This is a genomic window from Metallumcola ferriviriculae (genome assembly GCF_035573695.1).
GTDB classification, from domain to species: Bacteria; Bacillota; JADQBR01; order JADQBR01; family JADQBR01; genus Metallumcola; species Metallumcola ferriviriculae.
In genome coordinates this window covers 2,495,160-2,512,299 of the sequence record NZ_CP121694.1, presented here as the reverse complement: position 1 = coordinate 2,512,299, position 17,140 = coordinate 2,495,160, and the positions used below count along the sequence as shown (strand labels likewise).

Below are 17,140 nucleotides of genomic sequence, written 5' to 3'. Positions count from 1 at the left end.
GGGCTGAATGGTGTACATAGAAAAGAAAAAGAAGGCACTTGATGACATTGTTTACGAAAAATTGAAAAATGGAATTCTTAGAAATAATTTGCCTCCTAATTATCAGTTGGTTGAAAGTGAGATAGCGAAAATATTGAATGTCAGCCGCACGCCGGTCCATACAGCTTTAAAGCTGTTAGAACGTGACGGTTTGATTGCAATAGTTCCCAATAAAGGTGCCTGTGTTACCAGGCGATCTTTTAATCAAATTAAGAATGCATTTACTGTCAGAGTAGAACTGGAAAAACTTTCAGTACGCCTGGCTGCAGAAAAAATAACTGATGACAATATTAGGCAAATGGAAAATATCCTGGCTAGGGAAAAGCAGGCATATGAAGCTAGGGAAAGGGCAGAAGCGTATGAAGATGGAGCAAATTTTCATATTTTGATTTCTAAAATTACTGAAAATGATTGCCTGATTAACTATATTAATGAGATTATTATCAAAACAGATGTTTACAATATTTTTTATGTATTAAATGATCCGGAACTAAACAAAAAGTATCGTACTCCCGGTCAGCATAGAGATATCTTATATGCTTTGGCAGAAAAGGATACAGATACAGCTGTCAAGAAGATGGAGGAGCATATAGAGTCTACTAAAGCGCAGTTAAATCTTTACGTTAATTATGAGGTGAAAGGGTTAGACGAAATATTTCGTTAGATTGTCACTGTGCTAGGTAAGAATGGTAAACAAATAAGTGACACCTTTCGGTGCCTGACACCGAGGGTGTCACTTATTTGATTTATTCGATGGCATAAAACTTGCAAATTGTAATATAAGTATATTGAAAATTTAAACATTTTATTTTTCGGGAGATTACTAAGACTTGTTGCTAAAAAACAAACGGCAGTAGAGGAGGGGAAATTCACTTTTTTTTAATAATCTTTATTTAAAAACGAAAGGAGATTAAACATGAGAACAAAAGCGCAGTATATGGAAAGACTAGGCAAAATGAGACATAACCTTTACACAAACGGTGAGAAGATCGGCAGGCTTGATGAGCGCCAAGAAGGTGCTATTAACGTAATGGGTCTGACTTTTGACGCAGTGTGGGACCCGGAAACCAAGGACATCTGCACGGCCACATCGCATATTACCGGAGAAACCATTAACCGTTTTAACCACATCCATCAGAGTGCTGAGGATTTGCACAAGAAGCAGGACATGACTCGGACATTATGCAACAAGGTCGGCCAGTGCATCCAGCGGTGCATGGGTATTGATGCTGCTAACGCAGTCCACGCGGTTTCCTATGAAGCTCAGAAGTCCCCTAAGGCCAAGACAGCTTATCATGAGAACTGGTTGAAGTGGCTGGAACGTTTTCAGAAGGAGGATTTGGTAGCGAGCTGTGCACAAACAGACGTCAAAGGTGAAAGATTGAAGCGTCCGGCACAGCAGACTGACCCGGATATGTATGTTCACGTAGTGGAAGAGCGGAGTGACGGTATCGTCGTCCGTGGTTCAAAGGTCCACATCTCTGAAGCATCCATTTCTGACGAGATACTGGTAGTACCGAACCGTGCTCTCAAAAAGGGTGAAGAAGAGTATGCACTTTGTTTCGCAGTTCCCTCGGATTATGAAGGTGTAAAACAGGTGGTCCATTACCATAATACTCGTAAACGTGACCACTTTGATAATGGAAAAAATTTCGGTTATAGTGACTCTTATGTAATCTTTGATGATTGCTTCATTCCATGGGAACGCGTATTCCTATGTGGGGAAACCCAGCACGGTGGTGTTGCGGCGCTGCTGTTTGCCCTGTTCCATCGTCACTCCTACTCCGGCTGTAAGCCCGCTATGCTTGATTACGTAATTGGCTTGGCAGGTATGGCTGCTGAGATCAACGGCATCGAAAAGACTCCTCATGTACGGGAGATGCTATCCGAGCTGATTATGACCGGTGAGTTGGGGTACGCAGCAGGATATACGGCATCGGATTTGGGCAAGGCAGAAGTTTATATGCCCGGAATGGGATTTGTGCCCTATGGCCCCGGCAGCTATATTCCGAATTCCATCTATTGCAACGTGGGCAGGTGCTTAAGTGGTGAGGCCGTATTCCACGAGCAGGAAATCCTGTGTAATATCGCGGGCGGTTTACCGGCGACCTTCCCTTACGAGAATGATTTGAAAAACCCCGAAACCAGGGCGCTGCTGGAGAAATACATTACCCGCAACCCCAATATCGCTATCGAAGACCAAATCAAGTTCTGGTTAAACTTTATCGACTTCGGTCTCTCCGGTTCTGCCGGCTCTATGCTTTATGGTGCGTACCACGGCGGCGGTTCCCCAATTATGGAGCAGATAGCCATCACTACGCAATACGATATAGAATCCAAAAAGGATATCGTCAGAGATTTAGCTGGAATGACACCGAGGAAAAAGAAATAGGTTCTAGCGAGGACGCAGCTACCCAAGGTAAGCATCAGGCCGGTGCAGACGCACACCGATACTTGCAATTTCGCACCAAATAGGCAGATTGAAGCAATAAAGGGAACTAGCCTTGATATGAAAACCATGGCGTTGCCCAAGCTATGGTTTTCATTTTTGGTGACAATAGTGGAAAAATAATAACTTGACAAAATGGTGTCAGGCACCTTTTTGTCAAGTTATTGCAAACTATTTTTAGGGCGGTGAGTGAGTATGAAAGTCGGAGTGGTACAGATGGCACCGGTATTTGGTGACGTCAAGGTCAATGTGGAAAAGGCATTAGGGTTGATGGACAAGGCCGATGCTGATTTGCTGGTGCTTCCGGAGCTGTTTAGTACCGGCTATCAGTTTGTTAACAAAGAAGAGGTCATGGAACTGGCGGAAGAAGTGCCCAACGGTTTCACCTGCGAAAAGCTTAGTGAGGCGGCCCGGGAAAAGAATATATTCATCGTTGCAGGTATGGCTGAAAAGGGCGGGGAGAATTACTACAACTCCGCTGTCTTAATCGGCCCGAAGGGATTTGTGGGCAGGTATCGAAAAGCCCACCTCTTTTACGAGGAAAAGTTCTGGTTTACGCCGGGGGATATAGAGTTTCCTGTGTTTGATATCGGTAAAGCGAAGATTGGCTTGATGATTTGTTTTGACTGGGTGTTTCCGGAGGTGAGCAGGATTTTGGCCTTAAAGGGTGCCCAGATCATCTGTCAACCGGCAAATTTGGTATTGCCTTACTGCCAAAGCACTATGATTAGCCGATCCATTGAAAATAGGTGTTTTTCAATCACTTGTAACCGAGTCGGCATAGAAAAACGCAAGGAGGAAGAGCTTGATTTCACAGGTATGAGCCAAGTGATTAATCCTAAAGGTGAGGTCATGCTGACAATGGGTGAAGTAAGCGAGGGGCTGGAAATAGTAGAAATAGACCCGGCTTTGGCGGACGACAAATTGATAACAACACACAACGATGTAATCAAAGACAGAAGGACAGACCTATTTGGCAAGTTGTTATAGAATAGTATATTGTTTCTGCTGATAAGTGACACCCTATTGGTGCCTGACACCGAGTGGGGTGTCACTTATTTTGTCACATATTGCGCTTTAGCTGGACGTTTAATAATATTTTAATGCAGCTACCGTAAAATATGATATTATAGGTAAAAGTAAAAAAATTCGAGGGTAAGGGACCTTTATTGGGCATATTCCCCGGATTAGATGCTGCTATGTCAAAATGTCAAATAATCATTTCTTGTAAAGGGGTTGCACTAATTGTCCTTTAAGCCCGATTCGCCTCATCTACTTTTGACCCTGTCCGCCGTATTTTGGGCTGGTACTATCGTGTTTTCGAAGAACATCATTGAATCTCTTCCGCCTTTTACTTTAAGTCTGGGGAGGTTTTCAACTGCTTTAATTGTTTTACTGCCCTGGATGTTGAAAAAGGGATCCTTTTCTGCACTGAAGGATAGACAGCTGTTGGTAAGACTGGTTCTTTTGGGTTTTTTCGGGGTGTTTCTCTTTAACAGCTTCTTATATATGGGGCTCCGACACACCAGTGCAATCAATGCTACGCTGATTAATTCCTTAAATCCGGTCTTAGTGGCTTTACTCAGCGTGGTCTGGCTTAAGGATAAGATCACCCACCGGCAGATAATCGGGCTGATTATTTCCGTCAGTGGTATACTTTGGATTGAGTCCCACGGTAAGCTCAATAATATTGTCAATATCCAATTTAATCCGGGAGATGTCTTCATTTTGATAGCGGCTTTTTTCTGGGCATATTACTCAAACTTGGCCAAACTGGTGATGCAAAAGATACCGGCGATGGAGGCGGCCGCCCTTGCTCTTTTCACCGGCGTAATCTTTTTAATTCCTGTTTCTATAGTGGAGCTTCACTTCACTTCCAGCATCGACCTTGGTTGGGAGACAATCATTACGGTCTTGTATTTAGGCATTTTTTCATCTTTCGTGGCCTTATATTTTTGGTTCTACGGAATTGACAAGCTTGGCGGCGCTCGTGCCGCTAATTATTATAATTTGATACCTTTTTTCGGAATCATTATGGCAGTTATATTTCTGGGAGAGAAAGTATACCCTTTTCAACTAGTAGGCGGGGCCTTGATTTTAGCGGGAGTATATTATTCGTCGCGCTCTAAGAAAGCAGCTCCGGAACCACTAAAAAGCGTTTCTGTTAAGAAAATAACTGAGAGTTGAAAAGCAGAAGTACCTCCTGAAAACATACGAGGGTCTCAGCCGGAAGAAGTGAATCTTAGATAACCAAAAAGAGTGATGGCATTAAAATAACTTGACAAAAAGGTGCCTGACACCATTTTGTCAAGTTATTTTGTAAAATCATTGCTAAAAGAAATTTTAAGGTGGTTTTTAAAGGAAGAAGAGTTAAAAAAAAGGATAACAGCAAAGATTTAGCTAATTATTAATTAAGTCGCCTGGTAAAGTTTTTCTGGCAGGAGGGGGAGGATGGAAGATGAGAAAAGCCCCGTTGATCTTAATAATTGATGATACGAAACTTAATATCATGGTTTTAGGTGATATGTTAAAAAAGCATAACTACCAGGTTGTAGCGGTACACAGTGGTGAAGAGGCGCTGGCGCTGGCGGAAAAGCGGCGCCCCGATTTAATACTGTTGGACATAATGATGCCGGGGATGGATGGTTTTGAAGTATGCGGAAGGTTGAAAAAGAAGGATAGTACCAAGGAGATCCCCGTTATCTTTATCAGTGCGCTGCAGAAGGTTGAAAATAAGGTAATGGCCTTTGAGTGTGGCGGGGTGGACTATATTACCAAACCCTTTCAGGAGCAGGAAGTTATGGCCAGGATAGAGACTCATCTCGAGCTTAAAAGGGTAAAAGAGACGCTTCAGGAGCATAATAAATGGCTGAAAGCTTTATTTGAAAATGCCACTGAACCGATATTTCTTTTCGGGAAAACTTTTTCTGTGGTAGATATGAATAAACAGGCGGAGAAGATTTTTAAATACAAAATCGAAGAAATAAAGGGCCAGCATATTGACGAGGTATTGGATAGAGGAAAACCAAATACTGCAGACAGGCAGGCAACCGAAAGGATTTTAGCAGGAAATAGTGTGGAAACGGAAGGTACCCGCTATGATAAATCAGGAAATCCGGTGGAATGCTTGATTAGGGGCATACCTATCATCATTGACGGAGACTTGTCCGGCGGTTATGCAATGTATGTGGATATTACCAAACAAAAGGCTTTGGAGGAAAAGCTGACCTTCTTAAGCTTTCATGATCAGCTGACAGGACTTTATAACCGTACCTATTTTGAAGAAGAACTGGCCAGGCTCGATACGGAAAGACAGCTTCCCATCAGCATCATCATGGGAGATGCCAACGACCTTAAACTGGTGAATGACACGTACGGTCATTATGAAGGGGATAAGTTACTGGTTCAAATCGTTAAGGCATTACAGAAATCCTGCCGCAAGGAAGACATTATTGCTCGTTGGGGCGGTGATGAGTTTGTGATACTCCTGCCCCAGACACCGCAAAAGGGTGCTGACGTAATCTGCAGCAGGATAAGGCAGGCCTGCAAAGAGGCAGGGAATAAGCCGGTGCCGCTATCAATTGCGTTAGGATCTGCAGTGAAAGAGAGTAGTAATCAGGATATCCATGAAGTGCTTAAAATAGCTGAGGACAGGATGTATCGGGAAAAAGGTGTCATGAGGTCCAGGATAAATTTAAACAGGATGAAATAACATAGGAGTTAACGGTAAACTTCAAGGTGGGATGCTGAAGTTTAACCTCGCAGAGAAGCATCCTCGCTGTAGGAGGAATGTTTGAGCTGGATGAAGAAACAAAATGCTAGGGCTAACTAGGACAAAATGTTAATAAGCAGAAGGGAGAATGTTTGCGTTGGCGAAAATTCAAATGAATGTCCCTGTGGTAGAAATGGATGGGGACGAGATGACCAGGGTAATTTGGAAGATGATTAAAGAGATGCTGCTTGAACCATACATTGACCTTAAGACGGAGTACTATGACCTGGGTCTAAAAAATCGGGACGAAACCGACGACCAAATCACGGTAGATGCTGCCGAAGCTACTAAAAAATATGGGGTGGCAGTCAAGTGTGCCACCATCACTCCAAACGGTCAACGGATGGAGGAGTATGATTTAAAAGAAATGTGGAAAAGCCCTAATGGCACTATCAGGGCCATCTTGGACGGTACGGTTTTTCGCTCGCCTATTATAGTTGAGGGCATTAATCCCTTTGTACGCACCTGGAAGAAACCAATTACCATAGCCCGGCATGCTTATGGAGATGTTTATAAGGATGTGGAATACCGTGTGGAGGGCCCCGGCAAGGCTGAAATGGTTTTTACTTCAGCGGACGGGGAAGAAAATCGGCAGACCATTTTAGATTTCCAAGGCAAAGGTGTAATGCTTGGGATGCATAATCTTGATCGTTCGATAGAAAGCTTTGCCCGCGCCTGCTTCAACTATGCCCTGGATGAAAAACAAGACTTGTGGTTTTCCACTAAAGATACCATATCCAAACAGTATGACCACGCCTTTAAAGATATCTTCCAGGAAATATATGAGGCGGAATACGAGCAAAAGTTCCAAGAAGCAGAGATAGAGTACTTCTACACACTTATCGATGATGCCGTGGCCCGGGTGATACGCTCCGAAGGCGGCATGGTTTGGGCATGTAAGAATTATGACGGTGATGTTATGTCTGACATGGTGGCCACTGCATTTGGCAGTTTGGCAATGATGACATCGGTCTTGGCTTCCCCTGAGGGCTATTATGAGTTTGAGGCAGCCCATGGGACGGTAACCCGGCACTATTACAGGCACCTTAAGGGCGAAGAGACCTCGACAAATTCCATGGCTACGCTTTTTGCCTGGACCGGGGCATTAAAAAAGCGGGGCGAAATAGATGGCATTGACGAACTGATTGAATTTGCCGATAAACTGGAACAAGCCTCCATTAAGACTATTGAGCAGGGGACTATGACCAAGGATTTGGCCCAGTTATCCGAGCTGGCGGATAAAAATATTGTTAATACCGAAGAATTTTTAAAGGCGGTCAAACAGAGCTTAGAAACACACGTGTAGGAAACAATTTATCTCTTTGAATGGTTGGCAGCAGCTAAAAGCCGGATTTCTAAGGATTATTTCTTAGGAACCGGCTTGTTTTATATGGTGTCAGGCACCTTTTTGTCAAGTTATTGTAAGTTAGTGTAGGTTATTGTAACTACACCTCGGTGTTAACTGTTTTCTGTTAAGGTAAGGATGTTTAAAAAGTCCACCGGTAGGCATAGAAGACTTGCCTGTTTTGTGGCTTAGTCGCACTTGTGCTCTTGAGTGCATAGAAGACTTGGCTGTTTTGTGGCTTAGTCGCACTTGTGCCTCCAAGAGAACGCTGGCTTCAGAACCAAAAAAGACTTGCCCGCTTATTGTCTTAGTCGAGATTGATGCCCTTGGTTGAAAGCATTTGCGTCTTGAACCTCTTGCTCCAGCAACGAAGGAATTTTTGGAACAGGCACTGCCCGGGGAAACTCGGAGAAAAAAAGGGTAAATGAATTATGTATACTTGCAACGACGGAATGAGTTTCGCAAAAGGTTGTGGTATAATTACCGACGAAATATACGATAAATGGCTGGATATGGGTAATATTATAGAAAAGTAGGTAATTGCGAAATTCAAAATTTAACGTAGGCAGCTAATCAGAAAGTTTAATAAAGAGGACAGAAAATTTTAAGCAGAGGTTGGACAGAAAAAATTCGGCACAAATAACCGCAAGTATTTTGCGGGTTGAAAGAGCAAGTATAAAGGATTTGCTAAGCCAAAAGAGGTTTAAGGCTTCTGATGAGTTCGTGTTTATGGAGTTTGTCTGCAAGAATAACGGTAAGCAGTTGAGTAATTCCTGCAAGGAGTAAGTCAGCCTTAATGGTTAAAGCATTTGTAGTTTTTCTGTTGGCGACGCCAAAATTGGATTTAAAGTGTTGAATGGTTTGCTCAATAACGCAACGATTTTTGTAGATATCAATCCATTCAGGGGTGTCTCTAATAATGCCAGGATAAAGTCTTAAGTCTTTTTCAGGATAGGTATAAAACATTCTACCAGAAGGAGAGTCGGAGCAAGGATGTTCACATAAAGTAATGCGTTTAGAACCTTTCCACTTCATTTTTGGGCAAACCCATTTATCTCTAACAACGCCACTCCTTAAGGGCGCTTTACCTTCATATTTCATGGGTAAAGAAGAATCTAACGGACACAGAGGTTGTCCAGATTCGTTGAACCCGGGTTCAGGGAGGTTCTTAGAACCTCGTTCGTTCAGAGGAATGACTGTTTTTAAAAAGTGACAATCCTTCAATAAAAAGTTATAGGAATCGTTTGTATCAAAAGCAGCATCGCCAATAAACGTGCTGGGTTTAAAATGAGTATGTGTTTTAAAAAAGTCGCGCAGAACAGGTTTAAGTGCTTTAGAATCGGATAAGGATTTATCTTCATCAGGGGAATCAGACTTTTTCTCTATTGGGATTTCAGGGTGTGCATTTATAAAGTCTTCATCAAAAAAGGAAATATTTCTGACTATACCAAGGCCATTTGTGAGCATACCAAATTTATAGACATAGCAAAAATGGCCATTGATGTAAAGCTGTTTGACATTTGGATTTGATGATGCGCAGGAAGGCATAATGCCGTATGCCATTTTGTATGGGTCAACAGAAGAGTTGCCTTTGTATTGAGACTTAAGCTGCTTGATTAAGCGATTGATAAACTTAGGATTATTCTCAGTAACGTAAGCTTCAACGCCAGAGGTATCAAAGACGAGATATGAAGCAAGTTCTGAGTTAATTTGCTCACAAATAGGTTCAGTTTGATCAACAAGGTTATCAAAAAGTGTTTGAAGATGTTTAGAAAAATCTTGCTTAAATCGTGTAAATTTTGATGCATCAGGTACTTTAGAAAAACCACAGAATTCACGGATTTCCTTGGAAAAATTCAAAAAAATAATCAGAAGCGCATCTGTAGGAATAGAAAAGATTCTCTGAATGATGAGTGCATAAAGAAAAGACTCAAGCTTAAATTTTCGTTTGCGACCAAAGTGCTTGTAAAAAGCCTGATAGAAACTCAGCGAAATATACTCTGAAAGTTGAATATGCTCTTCAAGAAGCGCTAGAAACCGAGGTTTATCCTTATCAACGAAATCAAGACAACCGTCATAAATATCAGATAGGGATAATTGTTTAAATTTCACAGAATAGATCTCCTTTCTTGTTGAATGTAGATATTGCCTGTTAACTATATTTTACACAAGACAAGTGAGGAGTTCTATATAACTAAGCAAGAAAAAAGATAGAATTTGCAAGGGTTGCGGCGTTTTGCAAACGCCTATTATAGAAAAGTGGTAAGAGGAGGTTTATTATGCAAGACAAGACTTCAATGGCATCCAGACAATCCCGCGGTAAGAAACTGGTGGACCCTGTTTTTTCTATCTTGGCGAAAGCTAAAGAGGCAGCGGCCGAGTATGGGGAGGAAAAGGTGGTCAACGCCACCATCGGCAGCATCCAGGATGATGATGGCCATCTGGCCACTCTGGACAAAGTAACGGAATTGGTGAGAAGCTTTGCTCCGGAAAGGATAATGAGTTATGCACCCATTAAGGGTATAGCTGGTTTTGAAGAGGCGGCGCTAAATTTTACCTTTGGCAGCTCAAGGCCCGAGGGTCATCTAGCGGCTATTGCTACGCCGGGAGGTACCGGAGCAATACGCCAGGTTATTTACAATTATGCTGATGACAATAGCAATGTCCTGATACCTGATTGGCATTGGGGACCATATAAAGTAATAGCCAAAGAATTTGGCCGTAAAATAGACATGTACAGCATTTTTACCGAGGATTTCAAGTTTAACCTGGTAGAATTTAAGAAAAAAGTGACCGCAAACCTCAAGCAGCAGGATAACCTGGTGATTATATTTAATACACCTGCCCACAACCCCACCGGCTTCACTATTTCTACGGCTGAATGGGAAGGTATCCTCACTATTCTGCGGGAGGCGGCTGAGGATAAGAGTAAAAATATTATCACACTGCTGGATATAGCTTACATAGATTATGCTGGGGAATTTGAAGAAGTGAGGAAATTCTTTACCCTCTTTGGCGGTCTGCCCGAAAATATCCTGGTGACAGTAGCATCAAGCATGTCTAAATCATTCTTGGCCTACGGCATGCGTTGTGGTGCCCTGATTGGCCTCAGTTCGAGTAAAGAGGTTGTTGATGAGTTTGTAGATGTATCAGCTTATTCTTCCCGGGCTAACTGGTCTAACGTCAACCATTTGCCCCAGGAACTGTTGGTAGAGCTTTATAACAATGAAAGTATGTTAGCTGATGTATACAGCGAAAGAGAAGGGTTTCGTAAATTAGTGGAGCAAAGGGGTCAGTTATTTTTAACAGAGGCCCGGGAGTCGGGACTGGAAATTTGCCCTTATTATGCAGGCTTTTTCATCGCCATCCCCTGCGATAACCCTGAAGCGGTGGTAGAGCGCCTCCAGCAAGAGAAAATCTTCGCCGTACCGCTTAATAAAGGCATACGCCTAGCGGTATGCTCTATACCCACCGCACAAATGCCCGGCCTGGCCGCAAAAATAAAAGAAAGCCTCACAGATTAGTAGCATAAACGAATCAGTAGCATAAACGAATGGACGGTACTTCATCATAAGTACCGTCTTTTTTTGATGCAATAACTTGACAAAAAGGTGCCTGACACCATTTTGTCAAGTTATTGCTTTTTAACGAACTTTCCCGTGACCCAGTACCAGAACCTTCCACCAGTCAAACCCGCCGTTCGCCACCCGTCAGATTTTCCTTCAGATGTGGAAAATGGAACACTCTTTACGCTGGGATAGAAGACCTTTCCTCCTGATTATGGACACCCTTTTCTGCACGGAGCATAGAATATAGGAAAGTAGTTGTTAAAGGGGGACGGGAAAGTGGTTGAATACATTTTTCAAAAAAGGGATACCTTGGATAAAATTGCATCCGATTTTGGGGTAAGTAAGGATGCCATTCTCCGAGCCAGTAATTTAAAAGGCCAAGAACACTATTTAATTCCGGGTTTAGTCTTACGCATTCCTGCGTCAGGAAGTTAACTTGAAGATTGATGAAAGGAGGTAGTAACTGTGCAGTACGTTATTCAACGTGGCGATACTCTTTTCCTTATTGCCCAAAGGTTTGGAACCACGGTTGCGGCAATACTTGCGGCAAACCCGCGCATTACTAACGCTAACCTCATTTTTGTGGGGCAGGTAATCACGATTCCGGTCAGCCCGCCGGGGCCAACAGCACCACCGCCGCCACCGCCGGGTCAGGTGACATATGTGGTGCAGCGGAGCGATACATTGACGATTATTGCCAGACAATTTAATACCACGGTGCAGGCAATACTTGCAGTAAACCCTCAGATCACCAACCCTAATCTGATTTTCCCAGGGCAGATAATCGTAATACCTGTCGGTCCAACGCCCACACCAACTCCAACTCCAACACCTACACCTACACCCACACCAACACCAACACCAACACCGACGCCTACACCGCCTCCCGGATTTATACGGTATGTGGTGCAGCGCGGAGATACGCTGTTTTTGATTGCGCAGCGGTTCAATACGACCGTTCAGGCAATATTAAACGCAAATCCGCAGATCACCAACCCAAATGTGATATTCCCAGGGCAGATAATTTTCGTGCCCGCATAATAAGTCAAAGGTGATGGTATCAAATACCATCACCTTTAACTATGTCAATGGAGGAAATTTACTTTCTCATAAAGTTGGCGCCGTGACGTGAAACATGGCGTGTATTTTTATGCCTCAACGGCTGCTACATCGGCATATATTTGTCTTAATTCCTTCTTATCAAACTTCCCGACGCTGGTCTTGGGAATTTCCTCAATAAATTCAACCCTATCCGGGAGCCAGATCTTCGGCACCTGGTCAGTGAGAAAATGGATAATCTCATCGGCGGTAGTACTGCCGCGGTGGTCCTCCTTTAGCACAACACAGGCCAGAGGGCGTTCTACCCATTTATCATGCGGCATGGCGATAACTGCTGCCTCTAGTACAGCCGGATGGGCCATGATGGTATTTTCAAGGTCAATGGAGGAGATCCATTCACCGCCGCTTTTAATCAAATCTTTGGCTCGATCTACGATAAAGCAGTATCCTTCCGGGTCAACATTAACGATATCGCCGGTATGGAGCCAACCGTCCGCGAAAGCGGGTTTGCTTCTTTCCGGTTCTTTATAGTATTCTTTGGCAATCCAAGGCCCGCGTACCAAGAGTTCCCCCATGCTGCGCCCGTCCCAGGGGACCTCATTGCCATCTTCATTTACTACTTTCATTTCCAAACCCGGTACCAAAATCCCCTGTTTGGACGCCAGGTCTAACTTATCATCTTCATTCATATCCTGCATATAGCTTTTGGGATTACACACTAACACTACCGGGGTGGTCTCGGTCATGCCGTAGGCATGGATGATGGGAAGGCCTAGCTTATCCAGATATGCCTTGTGCAGGGCTCTAGGTACGGCTGAGCCGCCACAGATTAAGGCCCTGAGACTAGTATGGTCATAGCGGCCTGTCTCCCAGACATTTAAAGTGCCCATCCAGATGGTGGGTACCCCGGCAGCTAGGGTAACCTTATGTTCGTCAATTACTGCACAAATGTCTTCGGGTGTCGGCCGTGGTCCGGGAAATACCTGGGTGGTGCCCAGAAAGGTGCAGACAAAAGGCAGGCCCCACGCATTAGCGTGAAACATGGGTACGAAGGGCATAATCCTGTCACTTTCAGAGATATTTAAGGCATCGGGTAGAGCCGCGGTATAGCTGTGCAGAACCAGCCCGCGGTGGGTGTATTCGACGCCTTTGGGGTTGCCGGTGGTGGCAGTGGTGTAGCACATGGCAGCAGTGGACCATTCATCTATGTCAGGGAAATCATACTGGTCGCTGGCTTTAGAAAGCAGCGCCTCATAAGAAGCAGCAGGTGATAAGTGGCTTGCAGGCAGTTCTTCGGTGTCTGACATTACCACAAAATGTTTCACAGTGGTGAGCTTCTCTTTTACTGCTTCAGCTAAGGGAACAAGGTCCTTGTCTACAAAGATTACTTTATCCTCGCCGTGGTTGATGACATAGGCCAGCTGATCCGGTGAGAGACGCAGATTCAAGGTGTGCAGCACTGCACCGCTGCAGGGAACGCCGAAATAAAGCTCCAGATGCCGGTGATGATTCCAAGCCAGGGTGCCTACCCGGTCGCCAGGCTTTACGCCTAATTCTTTAAGGGTATTGGCCAGGCGGTTTACCCTTTTGTAGAAATCGGCGTAGGTATACCGAAATGTTCCAGAATAGTCCCGGGTAATAATCTCCTTCTTGGGGAACAGTTGGTTGGCTCTTTCCAGCAAAACGCGTAGGGTAAGATCAAATTTCATCATAAAGACATTCCTCCTAATAAACTTTTCTATTATAAATGCAAATAATGCACCTGAAAGATCTAAACACAGCCAAAAGGATAAATTTCATGCTTTAAAGGGGTAAAGGAGTAAGTGAGTGGATGCTCAGTCTTGTCCTTAGCTGTTAAACGAAAAAGGTAGTTGGTAATTGGTCGTCGGTTTGTCGGACGGTGTGTGACCGGGCGTACACTAAAATTTTGATTTGGTGCGAGCGTCAGTTAATGAAAACTCGCTATAATAAAAATAGTTGACTTGAATAGTTGATTTGAAGTTCGCTTGAATAGTGGCTTGAGTAGTGGCTGGAAAAGTTAGCCTGAATAGTTCGCTGGAATAGTGGCTGGAAGAGTTGGTCGCAAGAGTTGGCTGCAATAACTTGACAAAAAGGTGCCTGACACCAAAAGGGAAAGAGCGGCGGTGCGCAGAAATAAGTAATTGTGTGACTTTTCTAAATTTGGAGGTGGCGTAGTTGTATCAAGTGTTGAAGGGTTTGCGTATTTTGGATCTGACGCGGCTGCTGCCGGGGCCGTATGCGACGCAGTTGTTAGCTGATATGGGTGCTGAGGTGCTGAAGGTGGAGGATACGGTGCAGGGGGATTATATGCGCTGGATGAAGCCGCACTTTCCGGGGACGAAGGACAGTGCGCTGTTTTGGGGATTAAACCGAAATAAAGAAAGCATCAAGCTTGATTTAAAAAGTGACGCCGGGAAGAGCAAGTTTCTCGAGCTGGTGCGACAATATGACGTGGTGCTGGAGGGCTTTCGGCCTGGGGTGATGGATAAATTGGGTCTTGGCTACGATAAGCTTAAGGAGGTTAACTCGGGCATAATAATGTGCGCCATTAGCGGTTATGGCCAGGACGGGCCCTATCGGGAACGGGCCGGGCATGACATTAATTATAATGCCATCGCCGGGGCGCTGGGACTAAGCGGTCACCAGGACGGCCCGCCGGTGGTGCCGGCGGTGCAGGTGGCGGATATAGGCGGCGGCGGTCTGATGGCGGCGGTGGGGATATTGGCGGCATATGTGGAAAAGCTTAATACCGGTGAAGGACGTTACATAGATATTTCCATGATGGATGGGGTGGTGTCCTGGATGGCGATGCTGATGATGCAGCATGCTGCCGGCGACCCGACGCTGGCTCGGGGTGCCTCCATGCTTAACGGTGGTATGCCCTGCTACAATGTCTATAAGACCAAGGATGATAAATATATGAGCTTGGGTGCTTTGGAAGAGAAATTTTGGCGGGTATTTTGCGGGACTGTGGGCCGGGAGGATTTGATACCGCGGCAGTTTGATGCTGATCCTTCCGCCAGGGCTGAGGTGGCAGCCATTTTTGTCGGCAGGACTCGTGCAGAATGGTCAGAAGTGTTCGCTGGTCAGGATGTCTGTTGTGAACCGGTGCTTGATATTAACGAGGTGGCCGCGCATCCCCAGGTGGCCCATCGGGGTCTGCTCAAGAATATGCCTCACCCGAAGGCTGGGCAGGTAAAAGTAACGGCCAATCCGATCAAATTTCCCGGTGCACCGGAGACCGAGGATACGCTGCCGCCGGGCTGGGGCGAAAATAACACCAATTCCTGACAATTGTCCGATTTTCAGGCAGGAAAAATCTTGGAAAAGGAGAATACAAATATTATACTGAATATTCTCAACGAAGGAGGTGTGCTATGAAACCCAAGGATATTATGGAACCGTTCCAGGCCACTATACACCCAGACAGCACTCTGGATACAGCTATTAAAGCGATGAGCAAATGCCGCTTAAATATTCTGCCGGTAACTGATGCCGGGGGACGTTTGCTGGGGATTTTTACTCGTTCCATGCTGCTTAACTTGGTAAGGGAAAGAAAGCCGCTGGATACGGAAATTAAGCCGCATTTTTATCGTCAGGTGGTGACGGTGCCTGAGGATGAGTTTTACGATGTGGAGAAGCTCTTCGGTGAATTTTTAGGCACCAAGCGTAACACTAACTTCGGGAAAATCAGCACGGTCATTGTTACAGATAAGAGTGGGGAATATCTTTCCGGTGTGGTAACGAAGGAAGGTTTAATCCAGTACTTAATGGGCGAGTCTTTTAAGCTTAAGAAACGCTTAGAGGCGGCTTTAGAGGCGACTCAGGAAGAACTTCGCCGGGTGAAATTGAAGCAGCATTCTAAGTACTCGTTTCGAGAATTATTGGACAGCACACCTTCGGTTTCTCGGATGGTAACCATGGCCCAAAAGGCAGCGCGTCAGAGTTCTACTATCTTGATTCAGGGGGAAAGCGGTACTGGCAAGGAGTGGTTTGCCCATGCCCTGCATAAGGCCAGCCAAAGGGCTGGCGGACCTTTTATTACGGTCAATTGCGCCGCAATACCGGAGCATTTGTTGGAATCTGAGTTTTTTGGCTATGATGAGGGTGCATTTACCGGTGCCAGTAAAAAGGGTAAGTTCGGTAAGCTGGACATGGCTCACGGCGGCACGCTCTTCTTGGATGAAATCGGCGATATGTCGCCCTCACTGCAGTCAAAGATACTGAGGGTGCTGCAGGAGAAAGAATTTTACCGGGTGGGCGGCACGGAAAAGGTCTTTGTAGATGTGCGGGTAATTGCCGCTACGAACCAGCCGTTAGAAACTCTGGTGGCTCAGAAAAAATTTCGGGAGGACTTGTTTTACCGCCTCAATGTGGTTAACTTTACCATGCCCCCGTTAAGGGACCGGCGGGAGGATATTCCCAGCCTAATTGACTATTTTATCAAGGAATTGAATCAAACACTCAATACAGGGGTGACAGGCATTAGCGACGATGCTCTGGGGATTCTGATGGGCTATCGTTTGCCGGGTAATATTCGTGAGCTGAGAAATATTATGGAGCGGGCGATGATTTTTGCTGAGTCTGGTAAAATAACGCAAACAGACCTGCCTGACAAATTGCAGTCTGTGCCAAATCGGGGCCCCGGTGCTGTGGTCAATATGATGGCGGTGGTGGAGCGTAAGGAACGGGAGATAATCATCGAAGCGCTGGAAAATGCTGAGGGCAATAAATCTCGTGCTGCTAAGCTGTTAGGCATGAGCCGCTCCACGCTCTATGAGAAAATAAGAAAGTTTGATATTAGCTGCTGATATTTAGTTAGGTACGAAGGGCCGCGGCATTTCGCTGGGGCTTTTCTTTTGGCAGTTGTACAGGAGACAGACATT

Annotated in this window: 13 protein-coding genes; 11 read left to right on the top strand and 2 right to left on the bottom strand. The window is 44.9% G+C overall.

Features of this window, described 5'->3' with window-relative positions:
• The first annotated feature begins 7 nt into the window (after positions 1 to 7).
• The 6 genes from MFMK1_RS12500 to MFMK1_RS12475 all read left to right on the top strand — a co-directional run bounded on the left by MFMK1_RS12500 (position 8) and on the right by MFMK1_RS12475 (position 7,566).
• A complete protein-coding gene (locus tag MFMK1_RS12500; RefSeq protein WP_366922034.1) occupies positions 8 to 703 on the top strand; it encodes a GntR family transcriptional regulator in 696 nt (231 codons plus the stop codon).
• 252 nt (positions 704 to 955) lie between these two features.
• Complete coding sequence (locus MFMK1_RS12495) at positions 956 to 2,431, top strand: 4-hydroxyphenylacetate 3-hydroxylase family protein (protein WP_366922033.1); 1,476 nt, start codon at positions 956 to 958, stop codon at positions 2,429 to 2,431.
• Positions 2,432 to 2,683: 252 nt separating this feature from the next.
• Positions 2,684 to 3,478, top strand: coding sequence for a nitrilase-related carbon-nitrogen hydrolase (locus MFMK1_RS12490; protein WP_366922032.1), 795 nt, complete (start codon positions 2,684 to 2,686; stop codon positions 3,476 to 3,478).
• 255 nt (positions 3,479 to 3,733) lie between these two features.
• Positions 3,734 to 4,675 (top strand): DMT family transporter, encoded by a 942-nt coding sequence (locus MFMK1_RS12485; protein ID WP_366922031.1) that lies wholly within the window; start codon positions 3,734 to 3,736, stop codon positions 4,673 to 4,675.
• A 271-nt stretch (positions 4,676 to 4,946) separates the two neighbouring features.
• Positions 4,947 to 6,200, top strand: a complete 1,254-nt coding sequence (locus MFMK1_RS12480; RefSeq protein ID WP_366922030.1) for a diguanylate cyclase domain-containing protein — start codon at positions 4,947 to 4,949, stop codon at positions 6,198 to 6,200.
• A 157-nt stretch (positions 6,201 to 6,357) separates the two neighbouring features.
• Positions 6,358 to 7,566, top strand: a complete 1,209-nt coding sequence (locus MFMK1_RS12475) for an NADP-dependent isocitrate dehydrogenase (RefSeq protein WP_366922029.1) — start codon at positions 6,358 to 6,360, stop codon at positions 7,564 to 7,566.
• A 726-nt stretch (positions 7,567 to 8,292) separates the two neighbouring features.
• On the opposite strand, the gene MFMK1_RS12470 is transcribed toward MFMK1_RS12475, so the two are convergent.
• Complete coding sequence (locus MFMK1_RS12470; protein WP_428846297.1) at positions 8,293 to 9,726, bottom strand: transposase; 1,434 nt, start codon at positions 9,724 to 9,726, stop codon at positions 8,293 to 8,295.
• A 158-nt stretch (positions 9,727 to 9,884) separates the two neighbouring features.
• Here MFMK1_RS12470 and MFMK1_RS12465 point away from each other — a divergent pair, with 158 nt between their 5' ends.
• The 3 genes from MFMK1_RS12465 to MFMK1_RS12455 all read left to right on the top strand — a co-directional run bounded on the left by MFMK1_RS12465 (position 9,885) and on the right by MFMK1_RS12455 (position 12,215).
• Positions 9,885 to 11,129, top strand: a complete 1,245-nt coding sequence (locus MFMK1_RS12465; RefSeq protein ID WP_366922028.1) for a pyridoxal phosphate-dependent aminotransferase — start codon at positions 9,885 to 9,887, stop codon at positions 11,127 to 11,129.
• Positions 11,130 to 11,450: 321 nt separating this feature from the next.
• Positions 11,451 to 11,609 carry a LysM peptidoglycan-binding domain-containing protein gene (locus MFMK1_RS12460; RefSeq protein ID WP_366922027.1) on the top strand — a complete coding sequence of 53 codons (159 nt, stop codon included), beginning with the start codon at positions 11,451 to 11,453 and terminating at the stop codon, positions 11,607 to 11,609.
• A gap of 30 nt (positions 11,610 to 11,639) precedes the next feature.
• Positions 11,640 to 12,215, top strand: coding sequence for a LysM peptidoglycan-binding domain-containing protein (locus tag MFMK1_RS12455; protein ID WP_366922026.1), 576 nt, complete (start codon positions 11,640 to 11,642; stop codon positions 12,213 to 12,215).
• A 107-nt stretch (positions 12,216 to 12,322) separates the two neighbouring features.
• Here MFMK1_RS12455 and MFMK1_RS12450 read toward each other — a convergent pair whose 3' ends face one another.
• The gene (locus tag MFMK1_RS12450) at positions 12,323 to 13,945 is read right to left on the bottom strand and encodes a long-chain fatty acid--CoA ligase (RefSeq protein ID WP_366922025.1); all 1,623 of its coding nucleotides are present in this window, start codon (positions 13,943 to 13,945) and stop codon (positions 12,323 to 12,325) included.
• Positions 13,946 to 14,438: 493 nt separating this feature from the next.
• On the opposite strand from MFMK1_RS12450, the gene MFMK1_RS12445 reads away from it, so the two are divergent.
• Together MFMK1_RS12445 and MFMK1_RS12440 are read left to right on the top strand one after the other, a co-directional pair.
• On the top strand, positions 14,439 to 15,545 hold the full coding sequence (locus MFMK1_RS12445; RefSeq protein ID WP_366924938.1) for a CaiB/BaiF CoA transferase family protein: 1,107 nt from the start codon (positions 14,439 to 14,441) through the stop codon (positions 15,543 to 15,545).
• Between the two features lie 86 nt (positions 15,546 to 15,631).
• Positions 15,632 to 17,065: a sigma 54-interacting transcriptional regulator gene (locus MFMK1_RS12440; protein WP_366922024.1), complete on the top strand. Its 1,434-nt coding sequence runs from the start codon at positions 15,632 to 15,634 to the stop codon at positions 17,063 to 17,065.
• Positions 17,066 to 17,140 lie beyond the last annotated feature (75 nt).

What these genes read in the sequence shown, in the direction of transcription:
- MFMK1_RS12500 (WP_366922034.1), top strand. Translation starts at nt 8, where the DNA reads ATGGTGTACATAGAAAAGAAAAAGAAGGCACTTGATGACATTGTTTAC.
- MFMK1_RS12495 (WP_366922033.1), top strand. Translation starts at nt 956, where the DNA reads ATGAGAACAAAAGCGCAGTATATGGAAAGACTAGGCAAAATGAGACAT.
- MFMK1_RS12490 (WP_366922032.1), top strand. Translation starts at nt 2,684, where the DNA reads ATGAAAGTCGGAGTGGTACAGATGGCACCGGTATTTGGTGACGTCAAG.
- MFMK1_RS12480 (WP_366922030.1), top strand. Translation starts at nt 4,947, where the DNA reads ATGAGAAAAGCCCCGTTGATCTTAATAATTGATGATACGAAACTTAAT.
- MFMK1_RS12465 (WP_366922028.1), top strand. Translation starts at nt 9,885, where the DNA reads ATGCAAGACAAGACTTCAATGGCATCCAGACAATCCCGCGGTAAGAAA.
- MFMK1_RS12450 (WP_366922025.1), bottom strand. Translation starts at nt 13,945, where the DNA reads ATGATGAAATTTGATCTTACCCTACGCGTTTTGCTGGAAAGAGCCAAC.
- MFMK1_RS12440 (WP_366922024.1), top strand. Translation starts at nt 15,632, where the DNA reads ATGAAACCCAAGGATATTATGGAACCGTTCCAGGCCACTATACACCCA.